Source organism: Paenibacillus thermotolerans (genome assembly GCF_028745515.1).
Lineage (GTDB): Bacteria > Bacillota > Bacilli > Paenibacillales > YIM-B00363 > Paenibacillus_AE > Paenibacillus_AE thermotolerans.
In genome coordinates this window covers 40,176-60,647 of the sequence record NZ_JAQZSG010000014.1, presented here as the reverse complement: position 1 = coordinate 60,647, position 20,472 = coordinate 40,176, and the positions used below count along the sequence as shown (strand labels likewise).

Sequence of the window (20,472 nt, the reverse complement as noted above, 5' to 3'; positions counted from 1 at the left end):
AAATGAAATTGGGGAAACGTTTTTGGCTGGCTGCGATTCTAGTCGTATCTATGCTGGCTATGGCCGGCTGCGAAAGCGTCGGCGGAGTGAATCTCAACGAGGCGCTGGTATCTTCGATAAACCACGATTCCAGTGAAGGAACTTTCCAGCTTCAATGGGAATTTATAAGGGATGAAAGCCAAAAGCCGGATGAGGAAACGGAAAAGATGCTTCAAACGTTCGGAAGCGGCAAGCTTCGCCTCGACGAGCTGAAATCCGAAAGCGCGACTTCGGCTTCCGCCAAAGGAACGCTGACGATTCCGAGGGGAACGGTTCCGTTCGAAATGTTCGTGAACGGCACAACGGTTGTGATCGATGCCGAAGGCGCAAAGAAGCCGTTCTTGTTTGATACGAATCCGGCTTCCGGCGGACAGGATTTCGTTACGGGCATCGAAGAGGCCGGCATCTTGGGGACGTTCTTGGAGCCGGGAAGCGAAGCGAATAAGGCGGTATCCAAAGCCGTCCTCACCTTCTTCCTGCGCAATGCGCCGAATCCGAAGCAAATTCAGGCGTCTGCCGTAACCGAAACGCTGAACGGGCAGCAGGCCCAGCTGACGAAGATAAGCCTTGAGGTCGGCGCACAAGAGCTGACGGAGCTTGCCATCCAGCTGCTCCAAAATATCGCAAAGGACGAGGAAGGCTTGAAGCAGCTGATCGGCTCGCTCTATGACGCGCTGAAGCCGATGCTCGAAGAGATGAACGAGCAGGCGGAGGAGCCGGATGAAATGCTGACGATGGCGCTCAATAATAAGACTTTGGCTGTTGAGTTTTTCTATGAAGCGATGAAACCGGTGCTGACCGATCTGGCGGCCGAGCTCGAAAAGCCGGAGGTCGACGCGTCCGAGGTCGGGGCGCTCTTCGGCGACGATACGAAGCTTCAATTGGATGTGCTGCTCAGCGGCACGACGCCGGTCGGTTACGATTTGAATGCCGTTATTTCGCCGGCGGAGACGGAAAGCACCGATGGAATCAAGGCGTTCCGGATCGGCGCCTCCGCAAGGCAATGGAATTTGGACGGCGACGTGAAAGCGGATGCGTACAACGGGGAAGTCTATGAGTGGAAGGCGGACGTGAAGCCGAGGGAGCGGCTTGCAAACCTGGAGCCCGGCTCGGTGCTGTATGAGCTGCTTAAGAAGGATTTGAAAGCAACGACGCACACGTTCGTTCTGGCGACGGGCGACGACCCGCGCGTAACGGACGGCTTCTCTCCATATTTGAAGGGCGTAGGTACGACGATGGTTCCCGTCCGGTACGTCAGCGAGGAGCTCGATACGGTCGTTACATGGGACGGCAAAGCGCAAACCGTTACCGTGAAGGACGAAGTCGAAAATATTACGATCGTGCTTACGATCGGCAGCAAGCAAGCGACGGTGAACGGCAAGACGGTCGCCCTGACCGAAGCGCCGGAGCGTATTGAGGGAACGACCTTCGTTCCGTTCGCGTTTATCGTCAAAGCGTTGGGCGGTACGGCACAGTGGGACTCCGAAGGATTTTTAACGATTACAAAGGAGTTTTGATGAAACGATGAAACCGATAACCAGTGTAGAGCAATTTCGCGAAAGCATCGCTTCCCCGAAACCGACGGTAGCTATTTTTAAGGCCGATTGGTGCAAGGATTGCCACTTTATGAATCCGTTCATGCCGGAAGTAGCGGACAATTATTCGGATCGAATGCAGTTCGTTGTAGTTGACCGCGATGCGTTCCCCGAGCTTGGCGAAGAGTACAACGTGCTTGGCATTCCGAGCTTCATCGCCTTTATGAACGGGAATGAGACGATTCGGTTTGTCAGCAAGCTGCGGAAGACGCGGGAGGAAATCGAGGAGTTTCTCGACAGGGTCGTCCAGGTGTCCGCGCAATTGAACAAATAATACGGGTGGTACAGCAGCGCCGGAGCTTCCGGCGCTGTTTCTTTTTGAACTTTCGATGAACTTGTCCCCCGTAACACCGCGAAACATGGCGGATCGCCGCGGTAATCGTTTATAATGACAGGAGCAACAAGTATGAAGAGAAGCGGTGACTTTATTCATGAAAAAATCGGTCAAAACATTGGCAATGGCTGCGTGCATCGGGATGTTTCTTATACTTATGATGGGAGTTACCGTTTCGCAAACCGAATCGGGGCGCGGCTGCGGAGACGATTGGCCGCTGTGCCGCGGGAAGTTTGTACCGGCTTATACGGTAGAATCGATGATTGAATACAGCCACCGGGCAGTGACCGGGGTCGTCGGCCTCGTCATTCTCGCTTCGACGATCGCAACGTTCGCCTACGTGAAGAGAAAGGACGCCAGGTTTTACGCGGGCGGGGCGCTGCTGTTTACGATCGTCCAAGCGCTGCTGGGGGCGGCGCAGGTGAAAAACCCGCAATCGGATGAAATATTGGCGCTCCATTTCGGCATATCATTGATTGCGTTTACTTTTACATTCATGCTGGTCGTCGCCATACGGCAGGCCGAGCGGGGGGCAGCCGGCCGGAAGGCAAGCGCGATTCCGGTGCCGAAATGGTTCCAAACCGCCGTCTGGCTGACCGCCATTTACGCCTACCTTGTCGTATATTCCGGCGCCTATGTCGCCCACACGGAATCCGGCGGCGGCTGCTTCGGCTTCCCTCTATGCAACAATACGCTGGTCCCGGCGCTGGAAGGGGCGACAGCCATCGCATTTGCGCACCGGATGGCCGCTTACGCCTTGTTCTTTATCGTACTGGTGCTGGCTTTTATAGCTAGGAGCAAGTTCGCTTCCAACCGATTGATCCGCAACGGCGCCAATCTCGCCTTCGCTTTCGTAACGGGGCAAATCGCCAGCGGTGCGCTGCTCATGGCTTTGATGGGAACCGAATGGTACGTATTCGGCACGTTGCTGCACACGATATTGGTTTCGCTGCTGTTTGCGGTTTTAGTTTATCTCGGCATCTCGACAAGAGCGGCCGGTCGGGGGAGCTACGATTCATGAGGGGAAACGGAAAGGAAACGGCAGGCTGAATGCGCCGGAGCTGGAGCTGGACCGTCGCATTGCCGCATCTGGCGCTCATCTCGGTTTTTGTTCTCTGGGGTTACAACAACGTTCCGATGAAGATCGGGGGCATCGAATGGAATCCGGTTCTGTTCAACGCTTTTCGTTATGCCGGTATCGCTCCGGTTGTATGGGCGTATACTTATTGGTATTATCGAAGACACCGGCTTGAATGGTCGTTCGATTCGCGCGACTGGCTGCCGATTGCCGGCTATGCGCTGCTCTCGTCCGCAGGGATGGAGGTCGTGCTGTCTTATGCGCTTCCTTATTCCACCGCTGCGAATGCAGCCATCCTCGGCCGCGGCATGATTCCGGTCTGGGTCGGGATCGTCGCGCTTTCGCTGCGCGAAATGAGCCCGTCTGCCAGAACGATGGCGGGCATTCCGCTAGCGTTCGGCGGCACGCTGCTCATCGTAGCCGGCAATCCGATCGGCATCGGGCCCGATACGTGGCGCGGAGACGTGCTTTTGCTGCTCCGAAGCGTGTTCGGGGCCGTGTACATGATCGGCATGAGAGGGCTGCTCAGAAAGTATCCCGTACCGCTGCTGCTCGCTATTGAAATTAGTATCAGCGGCGCGGTGCTGCTGCCGTTCGGGCTGCTCACCGCACCATCGGGGGCGCTGGCCGCCGTTACGGCGGACGGGTGGTTCTCACTCGCCTATGCGTCGATCGTCGCGCTATTCATCGGCTTTTTGCTGCATAATTGGGGACTGTCGCGGCTCGGGCCGTTCAAGGCATCCGTATACGGATACTTGATGCCCCTGTCCGCCGCGCTCGCCGGGTACGTTACGTTCGGCGAGCAGCTGAGATGGTATCAGCTTGCGGGCGGCGCGGCCGTTTTAATCGCCATGTATTTGATCCAAAGCGATCGTATGAAGGAAGCGAAACCGGGTTAGAAGGGGGTATCGCGCGTTTGCTGCGTTTTATGTTCGGCGAGCAGGAGAGGCGGGACGACCGGGCTTTCCGGCAAGTCATGGAACTTATTCATCGTTATCGCAACGCGTTATTACATAAGAACGGTCCGGGGAGCGAGCGGCGGCTGCGTCTGTCCATGTGGCTCAGCAGCATCGCCGGCACGTTGGACGAGCTGGAGGAAAGCGTTTACTGCTCGGAACGATTCGCGGCATTGATCGCCCAACCGTTCGTCAGCCAAATGACGCCGGAAGAAACGCTCGATTACCGCAGGCACTTGTATTTTTTCGAGAACGGCTGCGTGCGCGTCTTCTCTGTGCTGGACAAGCTCGGTTCGTTCTTGAACGAGCTGTATGAATTGCGTACCGAGGAAATCAAAAGCCGATTTTCCTACTTCACGGTCATTCGCCGGATGCGGGAGCGGGGCGTTCATGCGGAGCTTCAGCGCGAGCTGCATAAGATTAAGGATAAGTACAAGCATCCGATGAGCGATTTGCGCTTGATCCGAAATCACGAAATCCACGGTATGAATGCGGAATTGCTCGACGAGAACGGCCGCATTCGCCGGTTCGCAGGCGAAAAGCACGAGAGAATCGAGGATTTGGCCGAAAACAACCGCAAGCTTCGGGAAGGGTATGCGATGGTTTGCGAATCGCTGCAGCAAGTGTTTCGCTTCGGCAGTCGCGCAATATGACGATTTGCGGTTATATGGACAAATGGGCACATAAACCGGTAAACCGGTCTACGGAGGGATGCAACGGTGCTGCGAAGGCAGGAGCTTCCCGGTCGGACCGCTCTCATTACGGGCAGTGCGAAGGGGCTTGGAAAAATTACGGCGCTCACCTTGGCGGAAATGGGATGCAATATTGCCGTTAATTATGTAAACAGCAAGACGGAAGCCGATCAGCTGGTCGAAGAAATTCGCCGGGCGAATGTGAATGCGACGGCTGTGCGCGGAGACGTATCTTCCAGCGGCGACGTTCGGCGGATGATCGAAGAGGTTCGGGAACGGTTAGGCGAAATCGATATTTTGATAAACAATGCAGGGCCGTTCGTCAGGGAGCGGAGAGAGTTCGCGGAATATGATGAGGACGAGATCGAATCGCTCATTCAAGGAAACTTGACCGGAGTGCTGCGGCTGGACCGCCATGTCATCCCCGGAATGAGAAGCCGCGGCTGGGGGCGCATCATTCACTTCGGCTTCGGCAGAGCGGCAGAGGCGCGCGGTTGGCCGCATCGGGCCGTTTACGCGGCGGCGAAGGTCGGGCTCGTTTCCTTCACGAAGTCGCTTGCCGTGGAGGAAGCCTCCTTCGGCATCACGGTCAATATGGTTTGCCCCGGCGATATTCGAGGGAGCCATAAAGAGCGGAAAATCAGCGAGGTCGAGGGTCTGCGCGACGAAGAATCGCCGCGCGGCCGGCCGGGGACGGGCGAAGATGTGGCGCGGGTCATATCGTTCCTTTGCCTGCCCGAATCGGATTATGTAACGGGCAATATCATTGAAATATCGGGCGGGCTTGATCCGATCCGGAACTATGTAGTCCGTGGAACGCAAGAAAAAACCTGACAGACTTGTCGTCTGTCAGGCTTCTTTCTAAAGAAGTACATTAAAATACCTGCATAACCTCTTGAACGCCCTCGATTTCCTCCATCAGCGCGCGCTCGATGCCGGCTTTCAGCGTAATCGTCGAGCTCGGGCAGCTGCCGCATGCGCCGACCAGCTTCAGCTTAACGATACCGTCTTCCACATCGACAAGCTCGACGTCGCCTCCGTCGCGCTGGAGGAAAGGACGCAATTTATCCAACACCTCAAGCACTTCGTCGTACATTTTGTTATCGGTGTTCGTTGTCATTAGAAATCAACTCCCTTCCTCAACTATTATAGTACAAATTTGCGGAAAGTTAAACGCACGATATGAAGACATTTGGTGCATAAAAAGGAGGCGGCGCGGATGAGGTCGATCGTGGAGTTTTGCGCGGGCAATATGCACAACGGGACGGACCGGGTCATGAAGCGGATGAAGCAAACCCCCGGCGTCGACGTCATTGAATACGGCTGCCTCGGAAATTGCGGGCAATGCTATTTGGATCCGTACGCGCTGGTAAACGGGGAAATCGTATCCGCCGAGACGGCGGATGAGCTGTACGAGGCCATTATGGCGAAAATAAAAGAAGCGGAGACCGGTCCGTCCGGCCTTCCGCTTGAGTAACGCGTTTTATCCCAAGTGATACTTCGACATCCAAAGCACGCCGCTCTTCAGCAGCCGCGGTACGCGTCCCATCAGCGTCGTCTTGCCCATAATGCCGAAGCCGGCTTTCTTGCCGAGCGAGCCGAGCGTCCCCTTCAGCTTGATCTGCTTCAGGTGAGGAGTTTCCCCTTTGAACATCGCATGGATGACTTCCGCAATTTGGGCGCCTTGCGCTTCCGCAGCTTGTCCGCTCGGCGCGAACGGGATGCTGGCGCAGTCCCCGACAACGAACACTTCCGGATGCGAGGGCAATTGGTGGTACGGATTGAGCAGCAGCCGTCCGATGTTGTCCTTCGGAACGTCCAGCGCTTGCACGATCGGGCTCGGCTGGATTCCGGCGGTCCAAACCGTGACGTCGGTTTCGATGGTCGGACCGTTGTGATACAGCAAGCCGCCTTCCAACCGCGTCAACGAAATATGTCCGCACATCTCCACATCGTGTTCCAAAAACCAGGACCGGACATAATCCTGTGCCTTTCCCGGGAACGCCGACAAGATGCTCGGTCCTCGGTCAAGGATGCGGATATTGAGGTCCGGACGGCTTTCCCGAAGCTCCGCAGCCATCTCTACGCCGCTCAAACCGCCGCCGACGATGGTAACCTGCCCGTACGGCTTCACGTCGTTTACTTGCTGGTACGCTTTGCGGCTGGAGGAGAACGTCTGGATCGACGCGGCAAATTCCTCTGCGCCGGGAATGCCGTGATACCGGTCCACACAGCCTAAGCCGATGACGAGCAGGTCGTAAGGCAACGGGTCGCTGCCGGCCATCAGCACCAGCTTACGCTCCAAGTCGATGCCGCCCACTTCGCCGTATTTCAGGATCAGTCTCGGATCGACCGGAAATTTGACGCGAATATCGACATCGGACACGGTCCCTGCCGCGAGCGCGTAATACTCTGTTTTGAGCCCTTGAAACGGCATACGGTCCACCAACGTGATGGAGCAGTCGTCGGGGAAACGTTCCTCGAGCAGCTTGGTCGCGACGGTCAAACCGCCGTATCCGCCGCCGAGAATCACTATTTTGCGCATGATGATAATCCTTTCCGTGATGCGGTTAATTTCCCGGTTTTTAACGATTCAGAAAGTATATCCTGCGGAATATAACACCTGAAGTCGCTTCGGTAAACGGGTTTCGTCCTGAAAGGACGGCAAAGCCGCTTATCCTTACTCGTACACTTTGATTTCGTTATAGAAAGTGTCTCGTTCGATGGCCGTTCTTCCGGCTCCCTTAATGAGCCAAACGAGCTCGTCGCGCGTCAGACCTTCCTCGGTGGTCGCGCCGGCGGCATGCGAAATGCGTTCCTTCACGAGCGTGCCGTGAACGTCGGAAGCTCCGAACGTCAGCGCCATCTGAGTCAGTTGCGTTCCTATATTAATGAAATATGCCTTGATATGAGGGAAGTTATCCAGCATTAAGCGAGAAATGGCAATCGTCCGCATATCCTCGAATGCGGAGGTGCGCCGTTTGATGCTCGCGGATTTGACCAATGGTTGAACGGCGAGCGGGATAAACACCATAAATCCGTTCGTTTCATCCTGCAGCTCGCGCAATTGGATCATATGCTCCAAACGTTCCTCCAACGTCTCAATCGAGCCGTATAGCATCGTCGCGTGCGTTTTCATGCCGAGCTGATGCGCCGTGCGGTGCACTTGCAGCCACTGCTCGCTGGTCGCTTTGTCGACGGACATCTTTTTGCGGTAGCGCTCGGACAATATTTCGGCGCCTCCGCCGGTGAGCGAGCCGAGCCCTGCATCCTTGAGCGCGGCAAGCACTTCCCGAATGCTCAAGCCGCTCAGCCGCGAGAAAAATTCGATTTCCGCACCGGTATACGCTTTGATCGTTACGTCCGGGAACCGCTGCTTCAGTGCGCGAATCGAGTTGACATAATATTCGAACGGTACGGTATTGTTATGGCCCCCCGTAATATGGAACTCTCTTACGCCGGGATGGTAATGCTTTTCCGCGAATGCGATCACCTCGTCCGGAGTGTACGTGAACGCTCCTTCCTGGCCGGGGTCGCGGCGGTAGCCGCAGAAGGCGCAGTGCGCTTCGCAAACATTGGTAAAATATAGCGTCATGTTTTCGATAAAATACACTTTGCCGGCATTTTTTTTCCGGTTTACTTCATCCGCCAGCTGCCCGACGGTCAGCAAATCGTTCGTCCGGTATAAGTATAAGCCGTCCTCGAGCGTCAGCCGCTCGCCGCTTCTCACTTTATCGGCTATTTCAGCCAACTGCCTGTCCTGACTCGTCACAATCGTCGCCAAAATATTTCCTCCTTCAACGCTTTCGTCGGTTCGACCCCAAGAAAGCACATGTGGGAATAATAAGTGCAAAAAAAAAGAAAGCCGATATTCTGCGTCTCGCTTCAATATTGTATTATAAACTTGTTAGTTAGGGCGGGCAATGGGGAAAGCAAGGCGAAATGTTGTCGCTTTTGGCCGTTTCCCTTCTTGAGTCGCAGGGAGAAGCGGATGTATAATGAAAAGTAAGGAGGTGCTTTTTCATGATCGAAATTTCCGATGTAGCCGCGGAGAAAATTAAGGAATTGATGTCCGCGGATGAAGACACGTCGAACGCATACCTCCGCCTAGGAGTAAAAACCGGCGGTTGCAGCGGGTTTACGTATGGAATGGGGCTGGACGACGAGGTGACCGAGGCGGACGACTTGCTCGAGACCAAAGGTCTGAAGGTCGTCATGGAAAGAGACAGCTTGAAATATTTGCGCGGTTTGCAAATCGATTATAAAGAATCCGCCATGGGCGGCGGGTTTACGATCAACAATCCGAACGCCATCGCTACGTGCGGCTGCGGCTCTTCGTTCCGTACGCGGGAAGAAGCGGGCGTGCCGGATAAAGAGTGCTGAGACGAAATCCTTATACAATACAAACTCCCGAGTTTCCAACGGAAACAAGGGAGTTTCGTCTTTTATGTTCACGCTAATCGATAGAACAAATAAATGGAGTACGGTGTAACTGTCAAAATCGCTGTGTATAATCCAGGAGTATATTTTCGCAAGATGAGTGTTTGAACCATATGAACGGCATTATGGATCAAAACGAATGCTAAAAAACAAATAAACAAGATGGCGCTCCAGTTACTCTCTACAAATTGTACTTTGAGAAAGATGATTGCCGACATGATCGAAAAGATCATGACATCCCTTTTCGCGAAAGTATTAGAATTAACATTCCAAAAATTCCATATCTTCTTTGCCAGTTTGCCGCCGTCCGATTTTATTGAACTCTCAGTTTTCTTGGCCCAATGTTCAACGGAAATAATCTCCTCAAAGTCATGAAGCATAAAAATGACGACAAATAGCCAGATTGCATTATGTATTTCCAGCATCATTTGGTTTTCTCCACCTTTCCATTTCCTAACCGCATACGAATCACTACCCTATGATCTTATCCTGCGATGGGAGCGCCCAACGCGCAAAAAATGAGCAGGATCACGCAAAAATGTTCGACAAGCGCCGCCATGGAACTATTCCCTTGCGGCGTTTGCTTTTTCAAAAGACCCACTAGACCCGACGAAACCTTTTCATCGAATGCTCCCGGTTGCTTGCGCGCACCATAGGCTCCGCGTTCGAATAAAAATGTAAGGGATAACGCTGCAAAATAAAGAGTGAAAACTCACGATGTTAGGACGGTGCTAACAATGCCTGGCTTGAAAATTGCGATTGACGCGGGCCACGGGCCGAATACGACCGGGAAACGAAGTCCGGACGGCACGCTGCGCGAATTTCAATTTAACTCCGCGGCCGCTCGGTATGTCGCGGATATGCTGTCCGCATACGAAGGGGTGGAAACGACCTTTACGTTCGAGGAAACGCGCGACGTCCCGTTATCCGAGCGTACGCAAAAAGCGAATGCTTTCGGGGCTGACATCTTCATCTCGATTCATGCGAATGCCTATGGCACAGGCTGGAACGATGCGCAAGGCATCGAAACGTATACGCACACGACGCGCGGAGCGGGCTCCGTCAAGCTGGCGGAGGCGGTGCAGGAAAGCTTGATCCGAGCAAGCGGCTTGCGGGACCGAGGGGTGAAGACGGCGAACTTCCAAGTACTGCGTCAGACGACTTCGGTGCCCGCCTCCATCTTGGTCGAGGCCGGTTTTATGACGAACCGGGCGGAAGCGGAGCTGTTAAAGTCGGACGCATACCGGCGAACCGTCGCGCGGGCGATCGCCGATGCCGTGGCGGACTTGTACAATTTGCGGCTTAAGCAACAGTCGGTTAACGCGCAAGAAAGCGCCGGAGCAACCGTCTATATCGGGGAGCGGCGGGTCGAAGGGGCAATCATTATCGAAGGCAGGACGTATGTACCGGTGCGGGAGCTCGCACAGGCGCTCGGCGGCACGCTGTCATGGGAGCAACAGACGAGAACCGCGAGAGTGACGCTGCCAACCTAATGGCGCCCGGGGCGCCGGCTCGGCAAAACAGGCCGGCGCCCTATATTACTTCAGTAACAGACGCGCACAATGATGACGAGCAAAATAAAGAGTACAAGAATGGCGTCGGGACCCCAGACGGGACGAGGGCAGCAGACGGGTGCGGCCGCAATCGGCGCTACCGGCGCCATATTTACCATCGGGCCTACATTGACAGGTGCGACATTGGCAAGCGGCGCCACGTTCGCCATCGGGGATACGTTCGCCATCGGGGATACGTTGGAAGCCGGCGATACATAGCCCGGGTTCGGGTTGACGAAATATTCCGCCAAGATGATCATCTCCCTTAAATAGGTTTCCGTTTATATTATGAAGATAAGGCATTCGCGCACTGTGCGTTTGACCTAAGGAAACAAGTTTGGGCGGATTCACATGCCGATTCATACCTCGAGCTAAAAAAGGAATCTATCAAATCGAATAAAACTATTAAATTTTCCTATTAATCTCTTGTCCACATATCCACGGGATAACTTTATGCACATTAACCACAAGGCAAAATGGGAGCGAATCCGGGTTAATCACATGTTATTAACAGGCTATCCACAACAATCTGTGGATAAACGAACGCTTGTTCTATAGAAACGGGTGGTGATACAATATAATCATCATGAAATGGGAGAGGGATGCCACGTGAGATTGTTAAGCGATGAGAGTTTGCTGGAAACGTACTATAAGGCAATCGATCTGGATCTCGAAGAGGAATTTATCCGGCTGCTGCTTGAAGAAATACAGAGGCGTAATATCGAGTTTACGCCGAAACAGGAGCAGTGGCAGACTACACTTCATTGACGGATCGAATCGCCGTTTCGCCGCAGACGGGACAATAAACCGCATGCATGCATTGACGGTGCGCCAAGTCATCATAGCCGTTCGTCAATTTCAGATCGTCGATCGGGCGATACGGGGAATACGGCCCGTATAAATCGCTAAGCTTTCCTTGATCCTCGGCCTTCGCGCCGCATTGCGGACAAGCGGCGACGAGCTGCTCGAAACCGTTGCATACAGGACATATGGAACCGAACAAATAAGGCATCCCCCTTCGGCAAACGCGTTCATTCGCTAAAGGGTAGGATGCCCTGTTTTTTAGAACTTCATGTTGCTGCTGTGGCCCGGGGACAGCTTGGCCGTCGGATCGATGTACACCTTCGCATTGTTGATAGCGGTAGGCGCTTCTCCGAATCCGACAATGATAAGCTTGAGCTTTCCGGGGTACGTTGCGATATCGCCGGCTGCGAATATGCCCGGAATCGACGTTTCCATCCGCGTATCGACGACGATAGAGTTGTCCTTGATTTCGAGACCCCATTCGGCGATCGGGCCGAGAGAGGAAACGAAGCCGAAATTGACGATGACGTCGTCCACTTCCAGCTCGAAGGCTTCTCCGGATTTCACGTCGCCGATCGTCACCGACTCGATGCGATCGTCTCCTCGAAGCCCGGTAATTTCCTTCGGTGTCAGTACGTTCACTTTGGATTTCATCAACAATTCGACGCTGTGCTCGTGGGCGCGGAATTTATCTCTCCGGTGAATAAGCGTCACTTGCTCCGCAATCGGCTCAAGCATGAGCGACCAGTCTACCGCGGAATCCCCGCCGCCGCTGATCAACACTTTCCTTCCGCGGAATTGCTCCAGATTGCTTACGAAATAGTGTAAATTTTTTTTCTCGAAACGCCCGGCTTCCGGCAGCTCCAGCTTGCGGGGTTCGAAGGCGCCGACGCCCGCCGTAATGATTACCGCTTTGGCGGAATGCGTTCCTTTGTTCGTTGCAATCTCGAAGTGCCTTTCGCCGATTTTCGTCAGCTTGAGCACCTTTTCCTCCAGGCATTCCGTTACCGGGAATTGTCTCATCTGTTGAACGAGGCCGTCGATGAGGTCCTGGGCGAGCACTTTCGGAAAGCCCGCTACGTCGTAAATGTATTTCTCGGGATATAACGCGGAAAGCTGTCCGCCGAGCTGCGGCATGCTTTCAATAATTTTGCATGATGCCTGTCTCATTCCGGCATAAAATGCAGCGAACAATCCTGCAGGCCCGCCGCCTATGACGGCAATATCCACCATTCCCTCTTGCGCAACCGTTTGAGACACCGCTGTGCACCTCCGAACCTAATAATTCCATACGTTAAATATTATAGCGGCAAGTTTTGTAGAATGAAACCCTGTTTCGTGTCAGAAGACACAAATTTTTTTGTGAGTTCTGTGAAGTTACTTGAAATACGCTTGAAATTATGGCAAGATATCGACAGTTCATCTCAGATAGTATTTACCCAAGACGATAACCAGAGATACACTCCTTCTTTTTTGGAACACTTTGTGTATTTTTTCACAAACGCACATATATACTTACGGAAGGAATGGAATGAAAAACCATGACTAAAATTCCACGTATTGTCATTTTGGGAGCCGGATACGGCGGGATTGTAACTGCCATTCGTTTGCAGAAGGAGCTTAACTATAACGAAGCGGACGTTACCCTTGTAAATAAGCACGAATACCATTATTTCACGACCCATCTTCATATGCCGGCTGCGGGTACGGACGACCCGAAGAACGCGCGGGTCAATATTTTGAAGCTGATCGACGAATTTAAGATCGACTTCGTGAAATCGACCGTCACCCAAATTCGTCCGCAGGAAAAGAAGGTCATTCTGGAGGACGGCACGCTTTCATACGATTACTTAGTGATCAGCCTCGGGGGAGAACCGGAAACGTTCGGCATTCCGGGGCTTAAGGAGAACGCTCATTTCATCCGGAGCTTGAACAGCGTCCGCCTCATCCGCGAACATATCGAATACCAATTCGCGCGGTTTAAGAAAGAGCCGCACCGGAAGGATTACTTGACGTTCGTTGTCGGCGGCGCGGGCTTCACGGGCATCGAGTTCGTCGGCGAGCTGGCCGATCGGATTCCGAAGCTTTGCAGGGAGTTCGACGTCGACCCGAGTCTCGTTAAAATATATAATGTGGAAGCGGCACCGACCGCCCTTCCAGGCTTTGATCCCGAGCTTGTGCAATATGCGATGGAGGTGCTCCAAAACAAAGGAGTTACTTTCAAAATCGGCATGGCTATTAAGGAATGCACTCCGGGGGGCATTACGCTTGCCGACGGGGAGCAGATCAAGACGCAAACCGTCGTTTGGACCGGCGGCGTCCGCGGCAACCGGCTGGTGGAGGAAGCGGGCTTCGAGGCGATGCGCGGCCGCGTGAAGGTGGACGCAAATCTTCGCGTACCGGGCTACGAAGACGTGTTTATTATCGGCGACTCCTCCATTGTCTTTAACGAAGAAGGACGCCCGTATCCGCCTACCGCGCAAATGGCGATGCAGCAAGGAGACGTTCTCGCCTCGAATTTGGTCGCGTCGATTCGCGGCTCGGCTTTGAAGGAATTTAAATATGAAAGCAAAGGGACAGTGGCGTCTTTGGGCAAGGGCGAAGCGATCGGCATCGCCTTCGGCCGGAAGTACAAAGGCGGCACGGCAGCCATGCTCAAGAAGCTTATCGATTTGCGTTACCTGTATTTGATCGGCGGCATCCCGCTGGTCCTTAAGAAAGGTCATTTCTAAACCGCCATGCGCCACTGCAGCGTACAAGTCCGGGGCTTGCTGACCCGGGAGGAGCTGGATCGGTACAACGCGTTGATCGAAGTGGGCCAATATTTGGAGTCGCAAAGCCGCCACGATTTGGCTTATCACGTCCAGAAGGAAGTGGACCGTCTCATACAGCCGGCGATCGAACGGCTCAAGGAGAAGGGCAGGCAGCGGGATCGGATGACGGAGGAGTATTTGAAGCAACAGCTGCAGGCTCTCGATGATGACGAAGACGACTAAAAATTGCATGGTGTTTTTTTGACGAGATCAATTTTATAAATTTTCGGGGTTGGAAGCCGGCTTCCAACCCGTTTTTTGTTTATAAACGAAAACTCAAGCTCAAAACCTGATCTTATCAAATCCGATAAGTTCACATTGTGAGCCTATGCCATGCTGAGAGGGCTTCGTCCGTACCAATAATGTCACTTTTTGATATTATCCGGGTGGGAATTTTTCGCAAAAACAATCTAAGCTGCCGGATAAGCTCCATTTTTGAGACTAGCAGGGTAAATAAGGTCAACATTTGAGCATAAAAAAGACCAATCGTAAATCGATTGGTCTTTCGATGCGAGCATTAGGTTATAACGGCTTTATCATTTGAAGGAAAGCGTCGGCATCCGTCAAGTTTCCTACGTAAAAATCGCCGAATTCGCCGAACCGCGCGCTCACTTCGTCGAACCGCATCTCGTACACCAGCTTCTTAAACTGCAGCGCCTCGTCCGCAAACAGCGTCACGCCCCATTCCCAGTCGTCGAAGCCGACGGACCCGGTAATGATTTGCTTGACTTTCCCGGCATAAGAGCGGCCGATCAAGCCGTGGCTGCGCATCATTTCGCGGCGCCGGTCCATGGAGAGCATGTACCAGTTGTCGTCGCCAAAGCGGCGCTTGTTCATCGGGTAGAAGCAAATATGCTTCGCCTTCGGCAGCGAAGGCTTCAGGCGCGCGGCAATTTCCGGATTTTCCATCGGATCCGTTCCCGGCTTCGCCATATAGTTGCTTAGCTCCACTACCGAGACATAGGAGTATGCGGGAATCGTCACGTCGGCAAACAGCGTCTTGTTGAATTCCGTTTCAATTGCGTTCAGTTCTTCCAGCGTCTCACGCAAATGTACGAACACGAAGTCGGCCTTCTGGCCTACGATCGAATAAAAGGCGAAGCTGCCCGTCTTATTTGCGTCCGCTTCGCCGCATTTCGCGACAAACCGGCGCAGCTCTTCCTCCGCTTCCCGGCGCTCTTCCTCCGAGAGAGATTTCCATGCGTTCCAATCCATATGTCGAAAATCGTGCAAGGCATACCAGCCGTCTAATGTTTGTGCCGCTTCGCTCATCTTGCTCCACTCCTGTTTCCTATGTACTTTTGCCCACATTCCATTGTACTCTTTATCGAAAATCGGGGCAAACGCGCGCGTTTGACGGAGCACGGTCCGCCGCGCTACACTTATTTGTGCCGAACGTAACAGGTGAAGAGAGGATGTTCAAGCTTTGGTAACCAATATTTTTCAGGTCATCGTCATTACGCTATTGGCTTTCGTGCTCATTTTCGGAGTCGGCTTTATTCTTAACATGCTGCTTAAGACGACATGGTTTCCGATTTATGCTTATTTGGCTCTCATTGTAGGGCTGTATGTGTATTACAATTGGAATTCCGGTCACATGCTGACGGCGGTCACGGAATACGGGCTGATCGACTTGCTGGCCATCGCGGGCGGGCTGCTCGGCGGATATGTCAGCGGGCTTACGATTCGGGCGCTTCGGGTGAAGGGCTTTAAGATGTTTTAAACCGCTTCAGCCAAAATGTGTCGCGAATGCGCGGGAATCCGCGGGGAAACGTAACGATAATAAGGAACTTTAAGTTACGGTTACCCAGAGGAGGAACGCAATATGCCGAAATTGCACATTAACGGAACGCTCCTGCATTACCATACCGACGGTGCGGGGACGCCGATACTATTTATTCACCCGCCCCTTATTAATCGTGCAATATTTCGCTATCAGGAAGTGCAGCTGGCCGACCGGTTTCAGGTCGTTACGTTCGATATTCGGGGCCATGGCTTCAGCCCGCGTTCGGAGACGCCGATTACGTATCCGCTGATCGTTGAGGACACGATCCGCTTGATGGACGAGCTGGGGCTGGAGTCGGCCTACTTGTGCGGGTACTCGACAGGCGGCAGCATCGTGCTTGAGGCGCTGCTCACCCATCCGGAACGGTTCCGCGGTGGAATTTGCCTCGGAGCGATGTCGGAGGTCAGCGATTGGAACGTGAAGGCCCAAATTTCTGCGGCCGCGCTCCTGACCAAGCTCAACATGAAGACGACCGCCGCGCTGCTCATCTCCAAAGCAAACGCGGACATGCGGGATACGTTTCATAACTTATACTATGTGGCGATTCGCGGCGATGTCGAAAATTGGCGCCAATATTTCGAAGCAAGCAAACATTATTACTGCACCGACCGGCTCATGGCGATCAGGCAGCCCGTTCTTCTCATTTACGGGGATCGCGATTGGCGGTTTAAGGGCTACGGACATCAGCTTCACCGGATGCTGCCGAACGCGGCGCTGGCGTTCATCCCGGGGGCAAAGCATTATATCCCGACGAAAAACAGCGCCGAGTTTCATGATTTGCTGACGAAGTGGGTCATGGAACAAGAAATTAAGGCTGCGTCCGAGGGAGACGGCAAGGTCGATTGGGCGCTGGCGGAAAAGGCGGAGCAGTACGGCGTTCCGATTCCGGAAGAGGCGGCCGTCGAGATGCATGAAAACCCATAGGCTGACAGGGACTTCTCCTTCGGAGCGGTCCCTTTTTCATACCCACGAAAGCGCATTTGTATGGTACAATGAAGTTTATCGATTGTTGTCGAAATGAGGGAGAAACTTGAAGCTGACCAGCTTGCTTCAATTGACGGAACAGCATCATTTTTCGGTCGTCCGTCACTTCGGGTTGTCCTCTTTGGATGTTCGGATGATTACGCAGGTGTACCAGCCGATGGTCGGCGCGTTTGCCGCCGCATTATACCATACGTTAAGCTCGCGCGTTCCTCCGGATACGGTCGGACGCAGCGGGGAGCTGCCGTTGTCGTCCTTGTTTTTGTCCTGCGGGCTTGAGCCCAACGAGCAAGGCCGAAAAAGATTAGCCGACGAAACGTCCAAGCTCGAGGCCGTGGGGCTGCTTCGCTCCAGCCGGCGGGTGGAGGAGGACGGCGAGGTCGGCCTCTACGAATTCCGATTGGAAAAGCCGCTGACGCCGCAGGAGTTTTTTGACGTTCATCATTTATGGATTTTGCTGAAGGAAAAGCTTGGCACGGGGCTCGCAGAATCGATTAAGCGATCGTTTTTCTCGGAAGAGCCGCACCTTGAGGATCCGGAAGACGGCGTATGGGAGGACCTGACAGCCCCGTTCTTCGAGGTGTTTCGGCCCTCCGTTCCGCCGGGAACCGATCTCGCGATGCGGGAAGCCGCCCCGGCGAGAGCGCCGGCGAGGCCCGTTTCCGAATTCGGCAGAGACGGATTTCGCTGCAGCGAGCTCCTTCGCAGGTTTCCGCGCTCCTCGCCGAATCGGGCGCATGTGGAGCGGTTGGAACGCCAGCCGGAGCTGCTGGCGGAAATTAACTTTATAGCCGGCAAATTCGAGCTGACTTTGAAAGAAACCGTGTCGCTGCTCGATGAGGACGGCATGTTTTTGCCTGACGGGCGGCTGGACGGCTCGCGGTTTGAAGCGAAGGCGAGCGAGCTGTTTCTCCGTTCGAAAGGCCGGGAGCACGGCCGCGGCGTGCTTCGCGGCAAGCGGCAGCAGCTGGAGGCCGATCCCGAAGGGAGCTTCGGCGGCGGCGAGGCCGCTGATTCGTCTCCGTCTCCGGAGATCAAACGAGAGGCTCCGCAGCTTTATTGGCTGGAAGTGCCGGAGCAGTTTGCCGGAGCATACGATGTCCGGCAGTACAACGCATTGCTCGTTAACAGTCCTTATACCCGCGTGCTGAAATCGTTTTTCCATCCTTCGAAGGTGCCTCCCGGCGTGATGGAAGCGTTCCTTGCGATGAACGTCAATTATCAGCTGCCGGATGAAGTCATTAATGTAATGATCCATTACATACGCATGAACAATTTGGACTGGACGCGCGCTTTTCTGGAAGCGATCGGAGGCAATGTGGCGGGGAAGCGGATCAGCACCTTCGAGCACGCGGTTACTTATTTCCGCAAAGCGGAGAAGGTTCGCGGCGGCAGCGGAGCCGGCTCGGCGCCGGAGGAAAGAGGAAGCGCCCCGGCTCGCAGGCAGCCGTCCGATTACCGCAAGGGAAGGCCTGCCAAGCCGGTAATACCGATCGCCAAGCAGCCGGAAGCGAAAGCCGCGAGCGAAGCCGATATACGCCGTTTATTGGATAAGGCGAAGCAATTGAAGGACGATCGGTAAGGAGCTGTAAAGAGAGGGAGAATGCCGAATGGATTCCATGGGGAAATGGATCGGCGCCGCGACGGGAGTGTCCGCCAGCGACTGGAGGCGCCAAATGATAAAGGTCGTTAACGACCCCGTTGTGTCCGGGTGGATTGCGGAGCATCCGGAGGTGGACGAACAGCTCATCCATAAAAATATAACCCGTCTGTACCAGTTCGCGAAGGAAGCGAAGGCTTGCTCCCGTTGTCCCGGATTGGAGCAATGCCCGAACGATATGGAAGGGCATTATACGAAGCTCGAGGTCGTTCCTTTTAACGGAGAGAGCGGGATATCCGATTATAAAGTGCCGTGCCGGCTGTGGCAGAGCAAGGCGTCACAGGACGCGGTGCGGTCGCGCATTCGCAGCTTTTATGTAGACGAGAAGGCGCTGCGCAGCGAATACTCGCTGGATGAAATCATCAGCCGGGAGCCGGCCCGCGCCGCAGCGGTCGAAGCGGTCATCGACTATGTGCTGGCGACGAAAGCGAACGGATTGCAGCCCAAGGGGCTGTACCTGATGGGGGATTTCGGCACCGGCAAAACGTTCCTCGCCAGCTATTTGCTGTACGAGCTGGCCAAGTCGGGGTTTACCGGCGTCATTGTATATATGCCCGATTTCGTCGAGGATTTGAAAGCGATGTTCGGCGATGCGCAGCGGCTCAAGGATACGATCGAGCTGTTAAAGGAAACGGACCTGCTCGTGTTTGACGATATGGGCGCGGAGCACCTGAACGCCTGGACAAGAGACCACGTGCTGGGGGCCATTCTCAATTACCGGATGAACCGCAAGCCGACGTTCTATACGTCGAATCACGATTTGGACGGGCTGCAGCGTCATCTCAGCTTCACCTCCCGCGAGGGCGAAGACATTTACCGCGGGCAGCGGCTGATGGACCGGATTCGGCCCTTCGTCGACGTCGTGGCGGTCGGAGGCAGCAACCAGAGAGGCTCGTAACTTTTGGGCAATAAGCGCAAAAAACGCCTGACCGCATGTGCGGTCAGGCGTTTCGTCGCATGTGTTATCGCGTAGCGATCTCGATTACAGTCGCTACAATAGCAATGAGCAACAGCAAGCCGAACATGCCGGCAAAGCCGATTCCGACATCGAGAAAATCGTTGCTCGGTTCTTCGTTAACGTGCTGTCTTGGGTCGTTCACGAAATAGTCCCCCCCTGCGTTCATAACGATAGTATATCCAAATCGTCAAACGATTGTAAAGTCGGGACTTTTGAGAGAATGTGACAAATCTGTTGCGGTCCTTGCCTGTTATGAATAAGCGGTGCTTTGTGGTATACTTTACTTGTTGATTTTTTTATTTCGCCTTCAAGGAGGAATGCATTGTGGCAATCGTCAATGTATCGGACAGTTCTTTCAAAGCTGATGTGGAAGCAAGCGGAACGGTGCTTGTGGACTTTTGGGCGCCGTGGTGCGGCCCTTGCAAGATGATCGCTCCGGTTCTAGAGGAATTGGATACAGAAATTGGCGATCAAGTGAAGATCGCGAAGCTGAACGTCGACGACAATCCGGAGACGGCTTCCCGCTTCGGCGTAATGAGCATTCCGACGTTGATCGTGTTCAAGGACGGACAGCCGGTGGACAAAATCGTCGGATTCCAATCGAAGGACGCGCTGAAAAACGTCGTCGGCCGCCATATGTAACAATCTTACGAAGAAGAGCCGAGAGCGATGACAACTCGCTGCGGCTCTTTTTGCTTTTGTTTCCACCGCTTCTCCCCGTTCCAGGCGAACGTTTTTTCGTGTACAATCACTTTAAATGTCATTTGTTTAGTTTAGGTTCGG

General features: G+C 54.0%; 26 protein-coding genes. 17 read left to right on the top strand and 9 right to left on the bottom strand.

Going from position 1 to position 20,472, the window contains the following annotated elements; all coding sequences use genetic code 11:
* Positions 1-2: 2 nt before the first annotated feature.
* The 6 genes from PT964_RS13540 (at position 3) to PT964_RS13515 (ending at position 5,528) form a co-directional block, all read left to right on the top strand.
* Positions 3-1,556 (top strand): copper amine oxidase N-terminal domain-containing protein, encoded by a 1,554-nt coding sequence (locus tag PT964_RS13540; RefSeq protein WP_274363890.1) that lies wholly within the window; start codon positions 3-5, stop codon positions 1,554-1,556.
* Positions 1,557-1,563: 7 nt separating this feature from the next.
* Positions 1,564-1,908, top strand: a complete 345-nt coding sequence (locus PT964_RS13535) for a thioredoxin family protein (protein ID WP_274363889.1) — start codon at positions 1,564-1,566, stop codon at positions 1,906-1,908.
* A 157-nt stretch (positions 1,909-2,065) separates the two neighbouring features.
* Positions 2,066-2,989, top strand: a complete 924-nt coding sequence (locus PT964_RS13530; RefSeq protein ID WP_274363888.1) for a COX15/CtaA family protein — start codon at positions 2,066-2,068, stop codon at positions 2,987-2,989.
* A 29-nt stretch (positions 2,990-3,018) separates the two neighbouring features.
* Complete coding sequence (locus PT964_RS13525; RefSeq protein ID WP_274363887.1) at positions 3,019-3,945, top strand: DMT family transporter; 927 nt, start codon at positions 3,019-3,021, stop codon at positions 3,943-3,945.
* A gap of 17 nt (positions 3,946-3,962) precedes the next feature.
* On the top strand, positions 3,963-4,655 hold the full coding sequence (locus tag PT964_RS13520; RefSeq protein WP_274363886.1) for a Cthe_2314 family HEPN domain-containing protein: 693 nt from the start codon (positions 3,963-3,965) through the stop codon (positions 4,653-4,655).
* A gap of 66 nt (positions 4,656-4,721) precedes the next feature.
* Entirely contained in the window at positions 4,722-5,528 is an 807-nt protein-coding gene (locus PT964_RS13515) for an SDR family oxidoreductase (RefSeq protein ID WP_274363885.1), read from the top strand.
* A gap of 40 nt (positions 5,529-5,568) precedes the next feature.
* On the opposite strand, the gene PT964_RS13510 is transcribed toward PT964_RS13515, so the two are convergent.
* The gene (locus PT964_RS13510; RefSeq protein ID WP_199620522.1) at positions 5,569-5,814 is read right to left on the bottom strand and encodes a NifU family protein; all 246 of its coding nucleotides are present in this window, start codon (positions 5,812-5,814) and stop codon (positions 5,569-5,571) included.
* A 99-nt stretch (positions 5,815-5,913) separates the two neighbouring features.
* Between PT964_RS13510 and PT964_RS13505 the strand changes: the two genes are divergently transcribed.
* Positions 5,914-6,171, top strand: a complete 258-nt coding sequence (locus tag PT964_RS13505; RefSeq protein ID WP_274363884.1) for a YuzB family protein — start codon at positions 5,914-5,916, stop codon at positions 6,169-6,171.
* Between the two features lie 6 nt (positions 6,172-6,177).
* Here the strand turns inward: PT964_RS13505 and PT964_RS13500 are convergent, their stop codons facing one another.
* Together PT964_RS13500 and mqnE are read right to left on the bottom strand one after the other, a co-directional pair.
* Positions 6,178-7,239 (bottom strand): NAD(P)/FAD-dependent oxidoreductase, encoded by a 1,062-nt coding sequence (locus PT964_RS13500; RefSeq protein ID WP_274363883.1) that lies wholly within the window; start codon positions 7,237-7,239, stop codon positions 6,178-6,180.
* A gap of 135 nt (positions 7,240-7,374) precedes the next feature.
* Positions 7,375-8,478 (bottom strand): aminofutalosine synthase MqnE, encoded by a 1,104-nt coding sequence (gene mqnE / locus PT964_RS13495; RefSeq protein WP_274363882.1) that lies wholly within the window; start codon positions 8,476-8,478, stop codon positions 7,375-7,377.
* Between the two features lie 239 nt (positions 8,479-8,717).
* On the opposite strand from mqnE, the gene PT964_RS13490 reads away from it, so the two are divergent.
* On the top strand, positions 8,718-9,077 hold the full coding sequence (locus tag PT964_RS13490; RefSeq protein ID WP_274363881.1) for a HesB/IscA family protein: 360 nt from the start codon (positions 8,718-8,720) through the stop codon (positions 9,075-9,077).
* A gap of 68 nt (positions 9,078-9,145) precedes the next feature.
* On the opposite strand, the gene PT964_RS13485 is transcribed toward PT964_RS13490, so the two are convergent.
* On the bottom strand, positions 9,146-9,562 hold the full coding sequence (locus PT964_RS13485; RefSeq protein ID WP_274363880.1) for an HXXEE domain-containing protein: 417 nt from the start codon (positions 9,560-9,562) through the stop codon (positions 9,146-9,148).
* 309 nt (positions 9,563-9,871) lie between these two features.
* Between PT964_RS13485 and PT964_RS13480 the strand changes: the two genes are divergently transcribed.
* Positions 9,872-10,627 carry an N-acetylmuramoyl-L-alanine amidase gene (locus PT964_RS13480; protein ID WP_274363879.1) on the top strand — a complete coding sequence of 252 codons (756 nt, stop codon included), beginning with the start codon at positions 9,872-9,874 and terminating at the stop codon, positions 10,625-10,627.
* Between the two features lie 50 nt (positions 10,628-10,677).
* Here PT964_RS13480 and PT964_RS13475 read toward each other — a convergent pair whose 3' ends face one another.
* Positions 10,678-10,938: a hypothetical protein gene (locus PT964_RS13475; RefSeq protein ID WP_274363878.1), complete on the bottom strand. Its 261-nt coding sequence runs from the start codon at positions 10,936-10,938 to the stop codon at positions 10,678-10,680.
* Between the two features lie 358 nt (positions 10,939-11,296).
* On the opposite strand from PT964_RS13475, the gene sda reads away from it, so the two are divergent.
* Positions 11,297-11,455, top strand: coding sequence for a sporulation histidine kinase inhibitor Sda (sda, locus tag PT964_RS13470; RefSeq protein ID WP_274363877.1), 159 nt, complete (start codon positions 11,297-11,299; stop codon positions 11,453-11,455).
* Here the strand turns inward: sda and PT964_RS13465 are convergent.
* Entirely contained in the window at positions 11,442-11,690 is a 249-nt protein-coding gene (locus tag PT964_RS13465) for a hypothetical protein (RefSeq protein WP_274363876.1), read from the bottom strand. The genes sda and PT964_RS13465 overlap by 14 nt on opposite strands.
* A gap of 59 nt (positions 11,691-11,749) precedes the next feature.
* Positions 11,750-12,724, bottom strand: a complete 975-nt coding sequence (locus PT964_RS13460) for an NAD(P)/FAD-dependent oxidoreductase (RefSeq protein WP_274363936.1) — start codon at positions 12,722-12,724, stop codon at positions 11,750-11,752.
* A 308-nt stretch (positions 12,725-13,032) separates the two neighbouring features.
* Here PT964_RS13460 and PT964_RS13455 point away from each other — a divergent pair, with 308 nt between their 5' ends.
* Both PT964_RS13455 and PT964_RS13450 read left to right on the top strand, forming a co-directional pair.
* Complete coding sequence (locus PT964_RS13455; protein WP_274363875.1) at positions 13,033-14,223, top strand: NAD(P)/FAD-dependent oxidoreductase; 1,191 nt, start codon at positions 13,033-13,035, stop codon at positions 14,221-14,223.
* Positions 14,224-14,229: 6 nt separating this feature from the next.
* Positions 14,230-14,487, top strand: coding sequence for a hypothetical protein (locus PT964_RS13450; RefSeq protein ID WP_274363874.1), 258 nt, complete (start codon positions 14,230-14,232; stop codon positions 14,485-14,487).
* A gap of 339 nt (positions 14,488-14,826) precedes the next feature.
* Here PT964_RS13450 and hemQ read toward each other — a convergent pair whose 3' ends face one another.
* Positions 14,827-15,576: a hydrogen peroxide-dependent heme synthase gene (gene hemQ / locus PT964_RS13445; protein WP_274363873.1), complete on the bottom strand. Its 750-nt coding sequence runs from the start codon at positions 15,574-15,576 to the stop codon at positions 14,827-14,829.
* A 154-nt stretch (positions 15,577-15,730) separates the two neighbouring features.
* On the opposite strand from hemQ, the gene PT964_RS13440 reads away from it, so the two are divergent.
* The 4 genes from PT964_RS13440 (at position 15,731) to zapE (ending at position 19,629) form a co-directional block, all read left to right on the top strand.
* A complete protein-coding gene (locus tag PT964_RS13440) occupies positions 15,731-16,027 on the top strand; it encodes a YuiB family protein (RefSeq protein ID WP_274363872.1) in 297 nt (98 codons plus the stop codon).
* 102 nt (positions 16,028-16,129) lie between these two features.
* A complete protein-coding gene (locus PT964_RS13435; protein WP_274363871.1) occupies positions 16,130-17,014 on the top strand; it encodes an alpha/beta fold hydrolase in 885 nt (294 codons plus the stop codon).
* A 106-nt stretch (positions 17,015-17,120) separates the two neighbouring features.
* Positions 17,121-18,653 carry a replication initiation and membrane attachment family protein gene (locus tag PT964_RS13430; protein ID WP_274363870.1) on the top strand — a complete coding sequence of 511 codons (1,533 nt, stop codon included), beginning with the start codon at positions 17,121-17,123 and terminating at the stop codon, positions 18,651-18,653.
* Positions 18,654-18,681: 28 nt separating this feature from the next.
* Positions 18,682-19,629 carry an AFG1/ZapE family ATPase gene (gene zapE / locus PT964_RS13425; protein WP_274363869.1) on the top strand — a complete coding sequence of 316 codons (948 nt, stop codon included), beginning with the start codon at positions 18,682-18,684 and terminating at the stop codon, positions 19,627-19,629.
* 64 nt (positions 19,630-19,693) lie between these two features.
* Here the strand turns inward: zapE and PT964_RS13420 are convergent, their stop codons facing one another.
* Entirely contained in the window at positions 19,694-19,831 is a 138-nt protein-coding gene (locus PT964_RS13420; protein ID WP_274363868.1) for a YqzM family protein, read from the bottom strand.
* A 182-nt stretch (positions 19,832-20,013) separates the two neighbouring features.
* Between PT964_RS13420 and trxA the strand changes: the two genes are divergently transcribed.
* Positions 20,014-20,331, top strand: coding sequence for a thioredoxin (gene trxA / locus PT964_RS13415; protein WP_274363867.1), 318 nt, complete (start codon positions 20,014-20,016; stop codon positions 20,329-20,331).
* Positions 20,332-20,472: the final 141 nt, after the last annotated feature.